This window comes from Vagococcus sp. AM17-17 (assembly GCF_003471765.1).
Taxonomy (GTDB): Bacteria; Bacillota; Bacilli; order Lactobacillales; family Vagococcaceae; genus Vagococcus; species Vagococcus teuberi.
In genome coordinates this window covers 371950-391219 of sequence record NZ_QRJY01000002.1, presented here as the reverse complement: position 1 = coordinate 391219, position 19270 = coordinate 371950, and the positions used below count along the sequence as shown (strand labels likewise).

Below are 19270 nucleotides of genomic sequence, written 5' to 3'. Positions count from 1 at the left end.
ACCAACCAACAGAAGGAGAGCAAGTAGTATCCGGCAAAGGTGTTGGTGGCGATAAAATCACGATCAAAGATAAAAATAATAACGTGATTGGAACAGGGACAGTAGCGGAAGATGGTACGTTTACTGTTAAAACCGATCGTCCGTTAGAAAAAGGGGAAGAATTAACCGTTATCCCAACGACCGATGGAAAAGAAGGGACCCCAGGGACCACAACGGTGGCTGAAAAACCATTCGATAAAGATGCCCATAAACCAACCGTCAACCAACCAACAGAAGGAGAGCAAGTAGTATCCGGAAAAGGTGTTGGTGGCGATGAGATCACGATCAAGGATAAGGGTAATAACGTGATTGGAAAAGAGTCAGTGGGTAAACAAAAATTACCATCTACGGGTGAATATGATAATAAATCATTGTTAAGTACAGGACTATTATTATTAACGTTAGCAGGAGGATTGCTAGGGTGGAAATTGAAACGGAATAAATAAACTAAACAGCTAAGAATCTATTTTTATTGATTAATTGTATAATCAAGTTAGCTGCATTTAAGTTGACAAGTAAAAAGCAAATGGTTGTATACTATATGCTCTATGTCAAATGATGTGGATGAATAAAATTAAGTGTACTTAAGCAACGAAAGCCGATTGGCTTTTGTTGCTTATTTATTTGTTTTGGCTCTTTGTCAACTACTGTTGTTAAGGATTAATACGTTAGTATTTAAGATCTAGAAAGCGTTTGGTTTTCTAGATCTTTTTTGGTGATTTAAAGACAGATTATTTTAAGCAAATTGAATTTATAGTCGTAGCCTAAAATTATAAAAACTTCTCATAACATAGGTATTACGCTTAATCACTTTCCCTGTTTTCTTTGGTTGGAAAAATAATTTGAGTGTATCGCAAATGATTTTTTTAGTTGTCTAGCTTAATTTTACAACCGGCGTTAAACAAAAAAGTAAGAGAATTTCTTCCTTCACTCCACTTAATTCTATTTCATTTTTGAGACTTTTTTATCAATATATTGCCCATCAATACGATTTACTGCACAGCTAATACTTTTAGATCAGCCTTTTTTACTTTTTAAAATTCATGATTGATGGATTCGATAAAAGTGAAAGTATCTTTATCAAATGAAAATTTTAGGATTGAGCAATTTGAAAAACTAATAGTAGAGACTGTTTTAAAATCTAACCAAGCTTGAATAAATAAGTACATAGCACCACCATGACTAACTGCTAAAATTGTATCAGAGTTATCTTCTTTCATTACTTTAGTTAACGTATCGATCATACGTTTTTGGACATCATCGGCTGATTCCCCGCCATAAGGAACAAAAGCATCACCGTATGATGTTTCATTTGGTTTGATTTTAGGGTTTAAACTTTCACTCTCACCTTCAAATAGTCCAAAATGCCATTCTTTTAATCCTTTTAAACGTTTGTAGTTATCGTGTCCAGCAACGATTTCTAACGTGTCACATGCACGTTCCTGCGTTGATGAATAAAAAGCGTCAATCTCGATATGGTTATCTTCAAAGTATCTTTTTGCAATATGAGCTTGTCGAACCCCCTCATCTGTCAAAGGTGAATCACAAAAACCTTGAATTTTTCCAAGTTGATTAAAAAGAGTTTGTCCATGTCGCATTAGATAAAGTGTTTTAGCCAAAATAAACAGTCCTTTCTATTATTTTATTTCAAATAAGCTAGGGGTTGCTTGAACAACAATGTCTTCATTAGTAAAAGGATGTACTAAGTGAAGCGATATTGCATGAAGCTGTAGTCTAGGAGAGGTGGATGACGGATTATATAAAGGATCACCAACGATAGGGTGTTGGATGTTCTCTAAATGCACACGAATTTGGTGAGTTCGTCCGGTATCCAGTTTGCATTCGATATGGGTTGTATTTTTCAAAACCTCAACTACCGACACATGGGTTCTAGCATGTGCTCCCTTTTTTGTATCAACTACGCGTTTTCGTCTATCGTGACGATGACGTCCGATAGGTTTATCAATAGTAAATTGTTTTTCTTTGATAATCCCACTTACTTCTGCTTCATAATAGCGATTGATTTTCTTTTGTTCTAATAATCTGCCAAGTATAGGCAAAATGATAGGATGTTTTGCAAAAACGATGGCCCCACTTGTTTCTTTATCAAGCCTATGTACAACATAAGGAAGTTGATTTTTTGGAGCTAAATAAGCAGCCAAGTCGTTTAGTAAGGTGTCTGACTCTTGCGGTTGATTCGGATGAGTTTTTTGACCGTATGCTTTGTTGACAATGATGAGATGATCATCTTCCCATAAGACATTGACCGAATCTTTATTCCCTAAGGAAATTTCGGGCTTTGTATAATCACTATCTTCGAAAATCATCGTCACTGTATCACCGGCTATTACTGTTTCATGGAACATGACAGGTTGGTTATTTTTTAACACATTTTTTCGTGTTCTTAAAAAATGTCGGACTTTCCTAGGGATGAGCCAATCGTTTTCTAATAGGTCACGAATCGTTTTTTCATGTGTTCCTTCTGGTAAAGTGATAGACAGCTGCATAAGTAGACTCCTTTTTCTAATTTAAACGTTTTTTAAAAAATATCACGTAGTAATTTAATGTTTGTTTGGTATTTTTAATAGACTTATGAAGATAAGTCTTTAGACGTATCAGTTATTTATGATAATATGATACACTAAATATATAAAATTTAATAGAAAGGACATTATCATGGAACAAGTTAAGAAGTATTTAGAAGTGATAAAATCCTGGCTAATCAGGTTTGGTGCATGGTTAAAACCTCATTGGCAAACATTTCGAGTACATCAAAAAAGAATATGGAAGAAATACCATATCAATAAAATAATTTTATTAACAGCTTTAACAGTTGTCTTAGTCACAAGCATTTATCTGTTTTATTTGGCTAAGAGTATGAATGTTTCTGGGTTAAAAGCAGGATTGGAACAATCCACGACGATTTATGATAAAGACGGTGATGAAGCAGGTAAGCTTCGAAAAAATGGCGGAACGTTTGTAACGTTAGATAACATCTCACCGTATGTGGTAGATGCTTTGATTTCTACAGAGGACCGCCGCTTTTATCAGCATAAAGGATACGATGTGAAAGGGATTTTAAGAGCCGTAGCTAGAAAAGTGATTAGAAGAAATAATAGCGGTGGTGGTGGGAGTACTATCACACAGCAGTTAGCAAAAAATGCCTTTTTAGACCAACAACAAACATATACGCGTAAAGCAAAAGAACTCTTTTTAGCAATAGAGTTGGAAAAAGAGTATTCAAAAGATGAAATTTTAGAAATGTACTTAAACAAATCGTACTTTGGTAGTGGGGTTTGGGGAATTCAAGATGCATCAAAAAAATATTTTGGTAAAGATGCTAAAGATTTAACAATTGATGAAGCAGCTGTACTTGTCGGTGTGTTGAAAGGTCCTAGTTTATACAATCCGATTGATCATATGGATTATGCAGTCAATCGCCGTAACACAGTGCTATCTGTGATGGTTGATAATGGAAAATTAGATAAGGCTACGGCAGATGGTTTGATGAAAGAACCGATTTATTTAACGGATACCTATGTACCGGATAAGGAATCGTATAAATATCCTTATTACTTTGACGCGGTCATTTCTGAAGCGACTGACAAAACGGGCTTAACAGATGCGGAAATTTCGAATGGCGGTTACAAAATATATACAGCTTTAGATCAAGTGTATCAACAAGGTATGGACAAAACGTTTGCAGATGATAGTTTGTTTCCTCCTGCAGCGTCAGACGGTGCCATTGTAGAAGGAACGTCTGTGGCGATTAATCCTAGTTCTGGTGGTGTGATGGGGATTATTGGAGGACGTGGTGAGTATACGTATCGTGGCTGGAATCGTGCGACTGATTCAAAATTATCGCCAGGGTCTACGATGAAACCTCTATCTGTTTATACGCCAGCTTTAGAAGCAGGATACAAACCAGATGATATGTTAAAAGATGAAGAGTTATCTTATTATGATGTGCATAACTTCTCTCGCACATATAGTGGTGAAACATCTATGACGAATGCCTTGATACATAGTTTAAATGCTCCAGCAGTTTGGTTAATGCATGAGATTGGCATTGATAGAGGATATAAAAAAGTTGAACAGTTTGGTATTAAGCTAGACCAAGAAGATAAGTATTATGGACTTGCGTTAGGTGGGCTAACAAAAGGAGCTAGACCAATCGACATGGCAAGTGCATATACGGTATTTGCTAACGAGGGAGTTAGAAAAGAAACACATTTTATTACAAAAATTGAAGACTCACATGGTGTGATTATATATGAGAATCAAAAACCAAAATCAACACGTGTGACAACACCTGAAGTGGCTGAAGAGATGACAAGTATGCTTCAAGGTGTATATAGTTCAGGAACAGGAGCCGCTGCTCAGCCGTACGGTTATCAAATAGCCGGTAAAACAGGAACGACTGAAAATATAAATGCAGATGGTATGTCAAAAGATCAGTGGATGATTGGGTACACACCAGATGTGGTAGTAGCTACGTGGATTGGTTTTGATAAGAGTGGACCAGATCATTATTTACCAGGTAATGATAGTAGTTACATTTCAAATGTGTTTAGAACAGAGATGCAAAGTATACTGGGAGCCTCACCCAACACGCCGTTTCCAGTAAAAGACGCCACACAAACTGAAGAATATATTGGTAGCCAAGAAAATAACACGACGACTAATGGAAAACTAGACGGAATTGGTGATACATTAAATGATGTGGGTGGAAAAATCAAACAAGGTGCAGACACAGTAGGAGAAGGTATCAAAAAAGGTTTAGATAAAGTTGGCGAAGCTTGGCAAGGTATTTGGGACAGAGTAACCCAATAAGAGTAGGTTTTTTTAGCGAAACATGTTACAATATTAAGAGAATAAATTTCTATTAAAGGAGCATACATATGTCAAATAATATTTATGATAGTGCCAATCAAATCGAACGCGAAATTCGTCAAATGGATGAATTTTTAGCTTTAAGTAGTGCTTTTGATGCAGTAAAAGCTAATCAAGAAGCATTTGAATTATTTAAAGCATTCCAAGAACTACAAATGACCTTACAACAAAAACAAATGCAAGGTGAAGAATTTTCTGACGAAGATGCTCAAAAAGCACAAGAAATGGCAGAAAAAGTTCAAGGTGAAGCATTAATCCAAGATTTAATGCAAAAAGAACAAGCTTTCAGCATGATTGTTAATGACTTAAACCGCATCATTATGCAACCAGTTCAAGATTTATATACGTTAGATTAATCGACACAATAATGGGTGGTTAAGCAAGTGCTTAACCGCCTATATTTTTTATAGAAATTATTTTCTTTAATATGTGATGATAGTAAAAGGAGTGTGGCGCATGAAATTTATTCATATGGCAGATTTACATATAGATCAACCTTTTTCTGGGATTACTACAGAAGATGTAGCGTTCCAAAAAGAGATACAACAAATAAATTATAAAGTATTTGAAGCAATTATTGATTTGTGTATTAAAAATTCAGTGGATTTTTTATTAGTGGTAGGTGATACGTTTCATCAAGCAACATCATCAATCTATACACAAAAATTTATTATGGACCAGTTTAAAAAATTAGAAGAGCATCACATTACAGTGGTGATGTCTTTTGGCAATCATGATTACTATACTAAGAGTCGTTACTGGTTTGACTGGCCAGAAAATGTCGTACTTTTTGACAAAGAAGAAGTAACGACAAAAGTACTGACTTTAAAGAACGGTCAAAGTGTTTCGATTAGTGGGTTTTCTTATGAACATCAGTGGATTACTGACCAAAAGGCGTTGGAATTTCCTGAAAGAAGTACTGAAACGGATTATCATATTGGTTTTTATCATGGTGAAATTGGACAAGAAGGTAAGTACGCACCGTTTTCTTTATCACAATTAAAATCAACATATGATTATTGGGGATTGGGGCATATTCATAAGAGTGAAGAATTAATGGAAAAACCATTAACAATTTATCCTGGAACACCTCAAGGACATACAAGAAAAGAACGAGACACTAAAGGTGTTAGTTTTGTTGAAGTGAGTGGATCAAGTGTTTCTCAACATTTTATTGATGTGAGTAAAGCAACATGGGTACAACAAGATATCTCATTAAAAGAAACAACAAGAGCAGAACAATTAGCAAAAATAGAAAAAGAAATTATAGCAGCTAGATACATGAAAGAAGTCACGTTATTAGTTGTGAAGCTAAGCCCATCATCAGAAGAAGGCATTAGTGAATTATTATTACACAAAGAAGAAATATTAAGCTACTTACAACGTCAACTACTACGCAAAACATCGTATTATATTTGGTTAGTAGATATTGTGATTGAACCAATTAAATCAAATCAATTAATTATGGGCTTTGAAGCGAGTTTAATTGATGATTTGTCTCAGCATTTTCTACAACGAAATGAGTTTTTCTCAGTCGCTAAGGACATTACCCAACAGCCAATTGTGGGGACTAATATAATATTTGATGAAGAAGACATTCAGCGGATTGTTGAAGAAAGTAGTCAGTTAGTAAAAGATAAAATGATTTTTAAAAATGGAGTAGGCCAATGAAAATAAGACGATTATATATAAATGGGTTTGGAAAATTTAATAATCAAGTCTTCAATCTTAAGGAAGATAATCAGCTCATTTTTGGTGACAATGAATCTGGAAAATCTACGCTTTATCATTTCATTCGCGCGATTTTATTTGGGTTTCCTAAGAAAAGAGACATGGTACGTGATTTCACTCCAGTAGAAGGTGCAACGTATGGTGGTCATATTATTGTGGATCATCCTATTCATGGAGAGTTATATATCGAACGTTTCAAAGAAAAGAATAAAGGTCAAGCATATGTTAGATTAGAGGATGGTCGAGTAGGTGATGAGCACTTATTGATGTCGTTGATAACGCCACTAACGAAAGAAGTATTTGATGAAGTATTTAGTTTTCAACAAGAACAACTGATTGATCTAAATGAGTTGAATGAAGTGAGATTACAGCGTTTGCTCCTAACGGTTGGCTTGACAGGCAGTGAAAGGCTGACAGCTATTTCAAATGATTTTTTAAAGGATAGACAACAAATTTATAAGCCATCAGGTAGAATTCCTTTATTAAATCAACAATTGAAAGAATTTAATCGCTTAGAACAAAGCATTAGATTGGTTGAGGAACAGGAAAATACTTATCGTGCTAAATGGAATCGACGACTTGAGTTAGAAAAACTATTAGAAAAAGAGAAAAAAGAGCTTGAAGATAGTATGTCTCTTGAAAAAACATTACTGGAGCAACAAAAATATTTCCCACTTTATACTGAATGGCAGACGCTAAATCAAGAAACAGGTGGAAGTAGCACAGAACAAGCACCAAAAACGACAGTTAAAAGTGTGTCTGAAGCGTTGCAAGAATATAAATTCTTAACGAAAAAAGAAACGGAATTATTAGAAAATCAAAGTGATATCATTAAAGACATCACGCCAGCTGTTCAATTTTATCTTGAAAATCAAGAATTATTTGACCAATTGTTAGATGATCAATTAAGTGTTCAATCTATCAGTGAGCGTCAAGAAGTGTTGCAACAACAGTTGGATGCTTACACATCTAGTAAAAAAGAGTTGTACGATAAGTATCGTTTGTCAAATGCCTTACTTGATGTGGTGATTGAAGATAAAGAAGAAGAGTCGTTAAAAGAGCTAGCTGAAGCAGAGGAAGAGTTACTTAGAAAACAAGTCATTTTATCTAATGAAAAAAGTCGCTTGTCAATTAGACAACGAAATCTAGATAAAGAATTATCTAAATCAGAAAATCAGTTATCTATTCCATCAATGAGTCACTCAGAAGATGGTGAGATAGATGAGGCACCATTCTTTGATTCATTTACAATCAAAATGTTTTCTGGTTTGTCACTTGCGATTGCAGTCATGATGTTATTGTTGGCCATTGTTTTAGGATTGTCATGGTTGTACGTTATTGTAGCGGTATTTGTCGGTTTAGGTGTGTTTGGGTTTATTAAAGCAAATAAAGTACCCAAATATCATCCTGTAACACCTGAAGAAGCGAAGTCTATATATAAACAGCAACTAAATGAAGCCGATCAATTGGCTGATGAGTTAAATGATTTAGAAAAAAACTTAGCAATTTTCAATGAACAAGAAGCGTTAGTAAATAAACAAAAAGAACAATGGGTGACAGCTTATGGTTTCCCTATGGATGAAACAGTATCAATGTGGTTAACGACTTTACCAGTTTTTAGTCAATTACGCGATATCCAAAAAAATGAGCAAGAGATGACATTACAACTTGCAACAATTGATAAAGCCATTACGTCATATAAAGAGTCTCTTTCATTTGCCAAAGATTGGATTCCTTTAGAAGGTAAAAACATACGTGAGAGCTTTAAAGAAGTTAAACAATTTGCTGATACACAAAAAGAAGCCATCAACCGTTTGGAAGGTAGCGAAACAAATAATATCCAAAGTGAATTAGCTTCTATTAGACATCAAAAATCAGCTTGCCAAACATTGATTAATGAATTAACCAATCAGCATGAATCAACACCAATTGATGTAGCAAAAGAATGGTTAAATCGTCAAGAACAGTTAGGTCAAAATGCTAATCGTATTGACGAGTTAGAACGTCAATTAGAAAATGTGTTTGATTTGTCTAAGAATTATAACTTATTGTCAATTAATAAAAGTTTAATGAAATTAAAAGCGGAACAAGATGAGCATAAAGATCAAGAAAAGGCTTATCAAACCGAGTGGCAACAGATTGATTATGATATGAAACAAATGGAAAAAAATGGGTCATTGGATGATTTACGCCAAGAGAGAGCAACTCAATTATCTAAGATTGAAGAAATGACGGAACAATGGTTAACGCTACGTTTTTCTGAAGAATTAGTGCAACGATTATTCCAATATTTATCAGATCAACAGCTTCCAACGCTTTTAGGTACTGTCACAGGTTACTTCAATTTACTAACTAATAAAACGTATCACAAAGTTCTAGTTGAAGATGGTCAACTAATTATTGTAGACAATCATCAAAGGCAGTGGAAAATCGACCAATTATCAACAGGGACAAAAGACCAGTTGTATATGGCCTTTCGTTTAGCCTTTATTCACTTGCATAGTGAAGATTATGGCTCACCGATTATTATTGATGATGGTTGGTTGCACTTTGATGACACACGTAAAGTAACACTGTTTAAGTTATTAGATATGTTAGGTAAAGATAACCAAGTAATCTGTTTAACGTCTGATACAACCATGAGGGATTATTTTGAAACAAAAGATAAGTCTGTATTGGTTATTGGAAAGGAAGAAACAGCATGAAAAAATTGAGAGATTTAGTAGTAGATGAAACGTTTGAAACATTTGTTTTGCTCAAAACAGCAGATGTTCGAGTCGCTAGAAATGGTAAAAAGTTTATCGCGTTTACTTTTCAAGATAACTCAGGCACAATAGATGGCAAGTATTGGGGTGCGTCAGATGAAGACATTGCGACATTTACTACAGGAAATGTTGTGTTGTTAAACGGAAAGCGTGAACTTTATCAAAATATGCCCCAAGTGAAAATTATGCATCTTCGTTTGGCTAAAGAAGGTGAGCCAACAGATCCATCATTATACATGGAAAAAGCACCGATTGATATTGATGAGATGAAGCAAGAATTCAATGATTATTTGTTAGATATTACGCAAGCAAAATGGCATCGAATTGTCCGTCATATTTTTAGTAAATATCAAAAAGAATTCTTTGAGTATCCGGCTGCAAAACGTAATCATCATGCGTTTGCCGGAGGTCTTGCTTTTCATACATTAACGATGTTACGATTGGCAAAATCAGTGACAAATGAATACTCTGAGCTGAATCCATCTTTATTATATGCGGGGGTGATGTTGCATGATTTAGGGAAAGTCCATGAACTGTCAGGGCCAGTTGCAACAGAGTATACATTAGCTGGTAATTTATTGGGACATATTGTCATGATTGATGAGGAAATTACAACAGCATGTATTGAATTAAACATACCTGAATTAGATGAGGAAGTATTAGCTTTAAAACATGTGGTATTAGCTCATCATGGTCTGTTAGAATATGGTTCTCCTGTTAGACCGAAAATTATGGAAGCAGAAGTCCTACATCATTTAGATAATCTAGATGCGTCAATTCAGATGATGCTAGGTTCTTTAAAACAAATTAATCCAGGTGAGTATACTGAACGTATTTTTGGATTAGATAATCGTAACTTTTACTTGCCGAATATATAAAAAACTTTTCAGCGTGGTTAGTTCTACGCTGAAAAGTTTTTATTTTGTCTTAATAATAATTATTTTGAGCTAATTCAAAGGCATCATGCATATCTTTAGGTGCCTTTTTACCATTAACTTTCTTAACTAGCTCACCTTGTAAAATGAGGCGGTGCTCACCTGAAGTATCACATGTGACTAATGTGACTTGTCGTTTTCCCGGAACGTCTTCGATGACGTCGACACGAGTTGGTTCAACGTACTCTTTCGTTGTGACTTTATATTCGTAAATATATTCTAAGTCGGTTAAATAAATAGAGGATCCTAATTCTACTCGAACTAGTGGTGCGAATAAAAGGGTTGGATCATACATATAATGACTTGCTAGAGCATAATTTCCATTACCCATTGTTTGGTCAGGTTTCATTGTTCCGGCACCGACTGAAATGACGTAATTAGACACACCTTTTAAAATTGGTAAATTTAAATCCACGCTAGGGATAGCGATTCCGCCAATAACATCTCCTACATCACGGCCACGAGACTTTGTTACCGTGTTAAAGTCTAAAGACTCAACTTGGTCAAAATCAAATGTTGCATCTTTCTTTTCATTTTTGACGACATCTTCTCGTGTAATTTTATTAACTTTATATTGAGCAGTATTTTCTTTTACTAAAAAGTTTTTAATTTGGTTATTAAAAATTAATGCAACGCCTAAAAGAAATAGAATCACCATAATGAGATTAAAAAAGAAGTTTTTAATTTTTTGTCCTATTGTTTTTTGAGATTTTTTATGTTTGGTTGATCGTCTATTTTGTGTTGTGTCTTGTTTTTTAGATATAAGAGTAGCCTCCTTTTTTTATAATTCTAACAATTATCATACCATAATTAATAAAAAAATAAAGAAAGGAAGATTATAAAATGTTACATTATTATGTCGTTTTTCAAAAAAAAGAAGTGCTTTTTGTAACCTAAACGTAATTAAACTACAGGTGGTTATCTGTTCATTTTGTTGTAGGAAAATGGTATAGTTATATTAGTGAAATAGACAAGTAAAAGAAAGTTAGGTGAAAGTGTTGCGACAAAATATATATGTTCATTTAGATGGCATTAGTAACTCTGTTTTAACAAAAGGACTAGGTCATCAGGACTTTGATCGTTATACTGTTCATCGCCCTAAAAATTTGTTGTTGCTTGGTGCTAGTGAAATTGAAGGGGAGTATGAAGCACATACAGGTTTTAGGGTCATTCGTGGACAAGAACAAGTGGATCGTTATTTTAGTAATCTAAATTATAATAATCGTCAGGAAATAAAGTGGCTTGATTTTGAGGAATATGATACTTTAAAGCGATTAACAGCTAATGAAATTGCGGAAATATTGTATTTATCTCATATGAAAATGCAATTGCGTTCGCCGTTTTTTTATAAATTGCAGAATAATTATGCATTCTTCGAAACAGAGCAAGAGGTTATGAAAGTATATTATCGAAATATTGATGAGTTTTATCAATCGTTAGCTAAGAAAATTACGGACAAGGTATTGTATCAATTGAATGCCAACCGGTCGATATTTTCAAAACGATGTACAACTATTAATCCTCTACCATATGATATAGTAAAAGAACTAAAAAGCCTTATGCAAGAAGGCACGGTATTTGAGTTTTCTCAGGTTGGTCTAGATGAGGGTGAGTATAGAATTCCAGTACATGTTGTTGAAGATAATTTACGAAAAATCGAGAGCAATCAATTGTTTATGGAAGAAAAAGTAGGTGTGCTAACTTATAAACATCAAAAGATGACGTGGCATTTTACTCACATAAAGAACCCAATAGTATTTTAGTTGGATTTTTTATATAACAGATGAAAAATAAGGAATAGAATTTTATTACATTCTAGAGTATAATTAAATCCTAGCAAATTGAGGAGGACGACCATGAAGATTTTTTTAGTATATGGTGGAAAAAGTGCTGAACATGATGTCTCAATACTGTCAGCATTTTCAATTTTACAAGCGATTTATTACAACTATTACTCTGTGCAATTAGTATATATTACTCAGGATGGTAACTGGTTAAAAGGACGCATTTATAATGAAGCGCCTTTAAATGAAGATGATTTACGTTTAACGATTGCTAATGCACAACCGATTTTGCCAAGTGATTTAAAAGAGGGGAATGCTGTGATATTCCCAGTACTCCATGGACCAAATGGAGAAGATGGAACTATTCAAGGATTATTTGAAGTTCTTAATATGCCTTATGTAGGAGCAGGTGTGTTAGCTAGCGCGTGTGCGATGGATAAAATCATCGGTAAGCAATTATTCCAACAAGTAGGTATTCCGCAGTTACCGTATGTGGCTGTAACAAAAAATGGTTACAAAGACCATCAAGCAGAGATTTTAGCCGAATGTGAAGGCAGTTTGATTTATCCAATGTTTGTTAAGCCAGCTAATATGGGGTCAAGTGTTGGAATTAGTAAAGCAGAATCTCGAGATGAATTAATTCAAGCAATAGATGAAGCGTTTCGTTTTGATCGTCGTGTCATTGTCGAACAAGGAATCGAAGCTCGTGAATTAGAAATAGCGGTTCTTGGTAACGATGAAATCCGAACAACTTTAGCTGGAGAAATCGTTAAAGATGTTGCTTTTTACACGTATGAGTCAAAATACTTGGATAATAAAGTGGAGTTACAAATTCCAGCTGATATATCAGGTGAGTTGCAAGAAACATTGCAATACTATGCTAGAAAAGCATACCAAACATTAGACGGCAGTGGGCTAAGTCGTTGTGACTTTTTCTTAACAGCTAACAATGAAGTCTTTTTAAATGAAGTGAATACAATGCCAGGATTCACACCATTTAGTATGTATCCTTTGTTATGGCAAAATATGGGCTTAAATTATGGCGATTTATTAGAGGAATTAATCCAACTAGCTAAATTACGTTTTGAAAAAAAACAACAAATTGAAGTTGAACAGTTGTAAAGTTGGACACATGTTCAACTTTTTTTGTTGATGATAGAAAGAAGGAAGACCATGAATTTATCAGTACGTGAGATTGTTGCAGCAGTTAATGGGGTAAATCATGCAATACAACATGAGGACCAATGTGTTGAGTCGGTAGAATTTGATACTAGAAAAGTGATTGAAAATAGTTTGTTTGTTCCTCTTAAAGGAGCAAGAGATGGTCATGATTTTATTCCACAAGCCATTGAAAGTGGTGCGTCTTTAGTATTATCAGAAAGAGAATTGTCAGAGGGTGTATCCTACATCAAAGTGGAAGATACATTAGTGGCGTTACAAAAATTAGCTCAATACTTTTTAGAAAAAGTTCATCCAAAGGTAATCGGTATAACAGGAAGTAATGGAAAAACGACAACAAAAGATATGACAGAAGCAGTATTGTCGCAACACTATAAAACATATAAAACACAAGGAAATTATAATAATCATATTGGCTTGCCTTACACGATTTTATCGATGCCAGAAGACACAGACATGCTTGTTTTAGAGATGGGAATGGATCATAAAGGAGAAATCGAAGTGCTATCTAATATCTCAAAACCAGATATCGCTGCGATTACATTGATTGGCGAATCTCATATTGAGTATTTAGGTTCTAGAGCGGGTATTGCGGAAGCAAAAATGGAGATTACGGCAGGACTTAAAGAGGATGGCGTTTTGATTATCCCAAATGATGAGCCATTGTTAAAACGAATGATTATCGATATACCACAAACGGTTGACACTTTTGGTGTTGGAACAGAAGCGACTTTATCTGCATCTATCCTCTCAGAAACGAAAGTTGACACACAGTTTGAAACCAATCTATTTGAAGGAGAAGTATTTTCAATTCCTGTTTTAGGTGGATATAACGTAAAAAATGCTTTAATTGCATTATTGATTGGCCACTTTTTCAATGTGCCAGTTTCAAAAATGAAAAATGGGCTGGCAACATTTGATTTAACTAAAAACAGAACAGAGTGGTTAAAAACAAATGACGGCATTGATATTTTAAGTGACGTGTATAATGCTAATCCAACTGCAATGAAATTAGTATTGGATACATTTTCAGCTTTGAAATTAGAAGGTAGAAAATTCATTGTATTAGGAGATATGTTAGAGTTGGGTGAGCTTTCAAATCAAATGCATGAAAGTGTCGCAGAACATATTTCCCCTAAAAAAATTGATCAAGTATATTTGTATGGTGAACAAATGGAATCACTTTACAATTTGTTACATGAGAGAATGCCACAAGGGTCTATTCATTTTTACCGAAAAACAGAAAAAAAAGAAATGATGACACATTTATCGGAAAAAATGCAGCCAAAAGATACTGTTTTTCTGAAAGCAAGCAATGGAATGGGACTGAGTGAAGTGGTAGAATTTTTATTAAAAAGTCACGAATAGACAAGGTTTTATTGTTAATTATTGGATAATATGATAGTATTATACGAATGCCTATTTTCATTTTTTTTCATTATATAAAAAGAAAAGCAGTCGATATAGCAACAAACTAGGAGGATATCATTTGAAATTTAGTGAATTACAGTTAGAAAAAAGCTTATTACAAGCAATCGAAAATATTGGGTTTGAAGAAGCAACGCCCGTACAAAGTGCCACAATTCCATTAGCTTTAGAAGGAAAAGACGTTATTGGTCAAGCACAGACAGGTACTGGTAAAACAGCCGCTTTTGGGTTACCGATGTTAAATAAAATTGACCCTAATAGACCTGAGTTACAAGGATTAGTTATTGCACCAACACGTGAATTAGCTATTCAAACACAAGAAGAATTATACCGTTTAGGTAAAGAGAAAAAAATTAAAGTTCAATCAGTTTATGGTGGAGCAGATATTGGTCGACAAATTCGTGCGTTAAAAAACAAACCACATATTGTTGTGGGAACTCCTGGCCGTTTATTAGACCATATTAACCGTCGTACGTTGAAACTAGATACAGTGGAAACACTTGTATTAGATGAAGCTGATGAAATGTTAAACATGGGATTCTTAGATGATATCGAAGCCATCATCTCAAAAGTTCCAGCAGAACGCCAAACATTATTATTCTCAGCAACAATGCCAGATTCAATCAAACGTATTGGGGTTAAATTCATGCAAGACCCTGAACATGTTCGTATCAAAGCAAAAGAAATGACAGCTAACCTAATTGATCAATATTACGTTCGTTGTAAAGAATTTGAGAAATTTGATATTATGACTCGTTTGTTTGATGTACAATCACCTGAGTTGACAATTGTTTTTGGTCGTACAAAACGTCGCGTCGACGAATTGGCTCGTGGACTTGAAATGCGTGGTTATAAAGCAGAAGGTATCCATGGAGACTTACCACAGCACAAACGTATGAGTATTTTAAAGGCCTTTAAAAATGGCGAATTAGATATCTTAGTTGCAACAGACGTGGCAGCTCGTGGATTAGATATTTCTGGTGTGAGTCATGTTTACAACTATGATATTCCACAAGATCCAGAAAGTTATGTTCACCGTATCGGTCGTACAGGTCGTGCTGGTAAAGAAGGTATGTCAGTAACATTTGTTACACCTAATGAAATGGGTTATCTACATGTCATTGAAGACTTAACGAAAAAACGTATGACACCACTTCGTCCACCTTCTAAAAAAGAAGCAGTAGAAGGACAAATTGGTGCAGCGATTACTGAAATTAAAGATTTATTAGCAGCTAATGGTTTAGAAAAATATCAATTAGCAGCAAGTGATTTATTAGAAGACTACACAGCAGAAGATTTAGTGGCGTTGTTAATTAAACAAATTTCTAAAGATGATGCAGCTGAAGTCCCTGTAAAAATTACACCAGAACGCCCATTACCAAACCGTCGTGGTAATAATAAAAATGGTGGTCGTGGTAAAGGTGGTAACTATAGCCGTCGTAACAATAATAAAGGTGGCGGACGCGGAAAAGAGCAATATAACAAGAAAAAACGTTATAACAATTCTGATGCACCTAAAAAAAATAATAACAACAAATCAAACAACAAACCATCACAGAAAAAAGATGGTGGCCGTGGATTTGTTATTCGTAACAACGACAAATAATAGTTATACCAATCTAATAAGATTAGATTGGTATTTTTTATTTGTAATAAAATGATTCTATTCGCTTTTTTGTTTTAATGTCGTTATAATAACATTATCATCAAAAAGGAGCACCAATTATGATTATAGGAATTGGTATAGATGCTGTAGAGCTCTATCGCATAGAAGATATTATAAAGAATAATCCAAAATTTATTTCTCGTGTGCTAACGTCTCATGAGTTGGAAATATTTGAAACGTTAAAAATAAAGAGACAAACAGAATTTCTAGGGGGGCGTTTTGCGTGTAAAGAAGCTTTCTCAAAAGCGTATGGGACAGGAATTGGAAAAGTAGGATTTCAAGATATTGAGGTGTTATCAGAAGAAAGTGGTCGACCAATAGTGTATCAGTCTATATTTGAAGGGAAGGTTCATGTGTCCATTACTCATACAGACAAAGTAGCCTTTGCTCAGATTATTTTAGAAAAATAAAATAAACGAAACAACTGTTGTCGTTTCGTTTATTTACTAATTGATAAATTTTGAGAATGATTAGGGTGGATGATGGATATTTTCCTTATATAGTTAGCTGAAATCATACGGATTTCATTCGATTTTTGTAATTTAATGACTAAGGCATTGCGATTAATCGCATGTTGATAAATTCTGCCAACAAGTGTTTCATAACTAGCTTGTGATGGCTCTTGATATTGAAGAACCACCAGACTCTTTTGAAGTATGGCTTTACTGATTTGTTGCTGGATAAGAGCTAAATGCTTTTCCTTTTCTGACTCATCATCTAAAAAAGAAGAAATAAATCTCTGTGATGAACGGGAGATAAAACGAGTAAACTTTTTGACATGATTTTCTTTATTAGGCTTTGTAGACGGTTGCTTTTTTATCATCAGTCATTCTCCTTTTAAGTCTTTCTTTCTTTTATTATACGGAGCAGAGATAGGTTAGTCAAACAAATAATAGTAGTGAAAACAATGGAATATTTGTGAAAAAACGTGAAAAGGTGATGAAAGAATGTTAAAAGAGTGGCTTCCATCAGATTTATATAAATTAAGTCGTTATCAAACTAAAGAGTGGTTACCATTTCAAAATAGTCATAAAAAAGCATTAAAAGCACTTTATAAAAATAGTCTTTCATTGCGAGATGATTATCTAGTAGTTGGATGGTATAAAGGAAATCAATTATTGGCTGTGTGTGATGGTGAAATTAAGGATAATATTTTTTGTGTAACAAATATTGTGAGTACGTCCTACTTATTTGGATTTAGTGAATGTATGATGTTGCTTGATGAGATTGCCAAGAGTCGTCTTTTATCAGAAGTGTATTTACCTGATTTTTCGGATGTTTCATTGGTCAAAAATAAATTGTTAGATTTAGGTTTTGTTAGAAAAAATCATCCCAAACCAGGGTATTATTATCACGTAAACTATCATACTGGAATTGTTTTAGGTGGTGGTGGTGCTAGGGGATCTTATCAAATAGGTGCATGGCGCGCGTTAAAAGAGTTAGGTGTTACCTATAGTATGATCAGTGGAACATCAGTAGGTGCATTAAATGGAGCGTTTATGGTACAAGGTAATTTACATGACGCTGAAGATATGTGGCGTGATATTGCGACAAATAAAATATTAAACTTATCGCTTGGTGATAAAGAAAATAAAACAAGAGAAAACTTGATTCAAGGTGTCAAAAATCTTACTTTATCCGCACTAAAAGAAAACGGCGCTGATAGCACACCTTTGTACCATATGATTGAAATGATGATTGATGAAGACCGAATGTTTGATCCAAATAAAAAACCAATTGATTTTTATTTTGTGACAACTCATGCACCAAAAATGGAAGAGACAGTGAAGTCATTAAAAGATGTACCAAAGGATGAATTAAGTAAATGGCTATTAGCTACATCGTCATTTTACCCTGCGATGAGGGCATGTGAAATCAATGGACAGTATTATGTAGATGGTGGTTATCGTAATAATATACCTAAAGATATCTTGCTTAATCATGGAGCAAAAGAATTAATTGTAATTGATGTGAAAGGGCCGGGTGTTATTAAACCTGTAAAAACCCCTCGTGATATTTGCGAGATTACGATTAGTAGTAAGTGGGGATTAGGCACGGTGTTATTATTTGATAAAGAACGAGCTATCTGGAATATGCAACTAGGCTATTTGGATACAATGAGAACTTTCCACCGATATGAGGGAAATTGGTATGCTCTAGAACCAAATAACTATAAAAAAGAAGCAGTGAAATTAACTAAACATTTTTTAATGTATCTTAAATCACAAGAAGCTATTAAACAGTTAGGTAAGAAAGTAACTCCTCGATGGATGGTTCAACATCATGTTCAACCAGAATTATTTAGCATTTATTTGTTAGAAGAGACTGCCCGTATATTATCGGTAGATCCTTCAAGAGTATATGCTATAGATGAATTATCAGATGAAATTGTCACAGTATTTAATGAGAAAAATGATGACGTCAACGATCAAATGCTTTTATCACTTAGTGAATGGTTAGCAGATTATGTGAAACAAACTGTCCCACTGTCTGAAAAAACTGTTTTGACATATAATTATCATTTGATTGAAACAAAAGTAGAAATAATTGGTAGGCTATTTGATATTAGTTGGAAACCAGTCTTACAAGCGTTATTTATTCATTTTTTAAAGGAGAGAAAAATATGAGTCAAGAATTTTCTTATGAAATTTTGGAAGAAATTGCCGTATTATCTGAAAATAATAAAGGATGGACAAAAGAATTAAATCTTATTAGCTGGAATAATCGACCAGCAAAATTTGATTTACGTGATTGGGCACCCAATCATGAAAAAATGGGAAAAGGCATAACGTTAACTAACGAAGAGTTTGCTGTATTAAAAGAAACTCTAACTAACATGTAGGGGTAAAA

17 protein-coding genes are annotated in these 19270 nt (G+C 34.2%); 13 read left to right on the top strand and 4 right to left on the bottom strand.

The window, feature by feature from the left end; all coding sequences use genetic code 11:
• On the top strand, positions 1 to 485 hold a 485-nt coding region (locus DW196_RS05710; RefSeq protein WP_118250566.1), incomplete at its 5' end, for an Ig-like domain-containing protein.
• A 588-nt stretch (positions 486 to 1073) separates the two neighbouring features.
• Here the strand turns inward: DW196_RS05710 and DW196_RS05705 are convergent.
• Together DW196_RS05705 and DW196_RS05700 are read right to left on the bottom strand one after the other, a co-directional pair.
• A complete protein-coding gene (locus tag DW196_RS05705) occupies positions 1074 to 1661 on the bottom strand; it encodes a histidine phosphatase family protein (protein ID WP_222847428.1) in 588 nt (195 codons plus the stop codon).
• A gap of 15 nt (positions 1662 to 1676) precedes the next feature.
• On the bottom strand, positions 1677 to 2546 hold the full coding sequence (locus DW196_RS05700; RefSeq protein ID WP_118250565.1) for an RluA family pseudouridine synthase: 870 nt from the start codon (positions 2544 to 2546) through the stop codon (positions 1677 to 1679).
• Between the two features lie 169 nt (positions 2547 to 2715).
• Between DW196_RS05700 and DW196_RS05695 the strand changes: the two genes are divergently transcribed.
• The 5 genes from DW196_RS05695 (at position 2716) to DW196_RS05675 (ending at position 10306) form a co-directional block, all read left to right on the top strand.
• On the top strand, positions 2716 to 4872 hold the full coding sequence (locus tag DW196_RS05695) for a PBP1A family penicillin-binding protein (RefSeq protein ID WP_118250564.1): 2157 nt from the start codon (positions 2716 to 2718) through the stop codon (positions 4870 to 4872).
• Positions 4873 to 4940: 68 nt separating this feature from the next.
• Positions 4941 to 5288 (top strand): YlbF family regulator, encoded by a 348-nt coding sequence (locus DW196_RS05690; RefSeq protein ID WP_071456028.1) that lies wholly within the window; start codon positions 4941 to 4943, stop codon positions 5286 to 5288.
• Positions 5289 to 5388: 100 nt separating this feature from the next.
• Positions 5389 to 6603 carry a DNA repair exonuclease gene (locus DW196_RS05685; protein ID WP_158563534.1) on the top strand — a complete coding sequence of 405 codons (1215 nt, stop codon included), beginning with the start codon at positions 5389 to 5391 and terminating at the stop codon, positions 6601 to 6603.
• On the top strand, positions 6600 to 9368 hold the full coding sequence (locus DW196_RS05680) for an ATP-binding protein (RefSeq protein WP_118250562.1): 2769 nt from the start codon (positions 6600 to 6602) through the stop codon (positions 9366 to 9368). The genes DW196_RS05685 and DW196_RS05680 overlap by 4 nt, the downstream gene beginning before the upstream one ends.
• Positions 9365 to 10306 (top strand): 3'-5' exoribonuclease YhaM family protein, encoded by a 942-nt coding sequence (locus tag DW196_RS05675; protein WP_118250561.1) that lies wholly within the window; start codon positions 9365 to 9367, stop codon positions 10304 to 10306. The genes DW196_RS05680 and DW196_RS05675 overlap by 4 nt, the downstream gene beginning before the upstream one ends.
• A 49-nt stretch (positions 10307 to 10355) precedes the next feature.
• On the opposite strand, the gene DW196_RS05670 is transcribed toward DW196_RS05675, so the two are convergent.
• The gene (locus DW196_RS05670) at positions 10356 to 11021 is read right to left on the bottom strand and encodes a class A sortase (RefSeq protein ID WP_071456032.1); all 666 of its coding nucleotides are present in this window, start codon (positions 11019 to 11021) and stop codon (positions 10356 to 10358) included.
• Between the two features lie 340 nt (positions 11022 to 11361).
• Here DW196_RS05670 and DW196_RS05665 point away from each other — a divergent pair, with 340 nt between their 5' ends.
• The 5 genes from DW196_RS05665 (at position 11362) to acpS (ending at position 16830) form a co-directional block, all read left to right on the top strand.
• A complete protein-coding gene (locus DW196_RS05665) occupies positions 11362 to 12126 on the top strand; it encodes a hypothetical protein (protein WP_118250560.1) in 765 nt (254 codons plus the stop codon).
• A gap of 93 nt (positions 12127 to 12219) precedes the next feature.
• On the top strand, positions 12220 to 13269 hold the full coding sequence (locus DW196_RS05660; RefSeq protein WP_079346714.1) for a D-alanine--D-alanine ligase: 1050 nt from the start codon (positions 12220 to 12222) through the stop codon (positions 13267 to 13269).
• Between the two features lie 51 nt (positions 13270 to 13320).
• A complete protein-coding gene (gene murF, locus DW196_RS05655) occupies positions 13321 to 14694 on the top strand; it encodes a UDP-N-acetylmuramoyl-tripeptide--D-alanyl-D-alanine ligase (RefSeq protein ID WP_118250559.1) in 1374 nt (457 codons plus the stop codon).
• Between the two features lie 121 nt (positions 14695 to 14815).
• Positions 14816 to 16360 carry a DEAD/DEAH box helicase gene (locus DW196_RS05650; protein ID WP_071456036.1) on the top strand — a complete coding sequence of 515 codons (1545 nt, stop codon included), beginning with the start codon at positions 14816 to 14818 and terminating at the stop codon, positions 16358 to 16360.
• A 119-nt stretch (positions 16361 to 16479) separates the two neighbouring features.
• Positions 16480 to 16830, top strand: coding sequence for a holo-ACP synthase (acpS, locus tag DW196_RS05645; RefSeq protein ID WP_071456037.1), 351 nt, complete (start codon positions 16480 to 16482; stop codon positions 16828 to 16830).
• Positions 16831 to 16859: 29 nt separating this feature from the next.
• Here the strand turns inward: acpS and DW196_RS05640 are convergent, their stop codons facing one another.
• Positions 16860 to 17243 carry a hypothetical protein gene (locus DW196_RS05640; RefSeq protein WP_071456038.1) on the bottom strand — a complete coding sequence of 128 codons (384 nt, stop codon included), beginning with the start codon at positions 17241 to 17243 and terminating at the stop codon, positions 16860 to 16862.
• Between the two features lie 124 nt (positions 17244 to 17367).
• Between DW196_RS05640 and DW196_RS05635 the strand changes: the two genes are divergently transcribed.
• Positions 17368 to 19047 (top strand): patatin-like phospholipase family protein, encoded by a 1680-nt coding sequence (locus DW196_RS05635; protein WP_118250558.1) that lies wholly within the window; start codon positions 17368 to 17370, stop codon positions 19045 to 19047.
• Complete coding sequence (locus tag DW196_RS05630; RefSeq protein ID WP_071456040.1) at positions 19044 to 19262, top strand: YdbC family protein; 219 nt, start codon at positions 19044 to 19046, stop codon at positions 19260 to 19262. The genes DW196_RS05635 and DW196_RS05630 overlap by 4 nt, the downstream gene beginning before the upstream one ends.
• Positions 19263 to 19270: the final 8 nt, after the last annotated feature.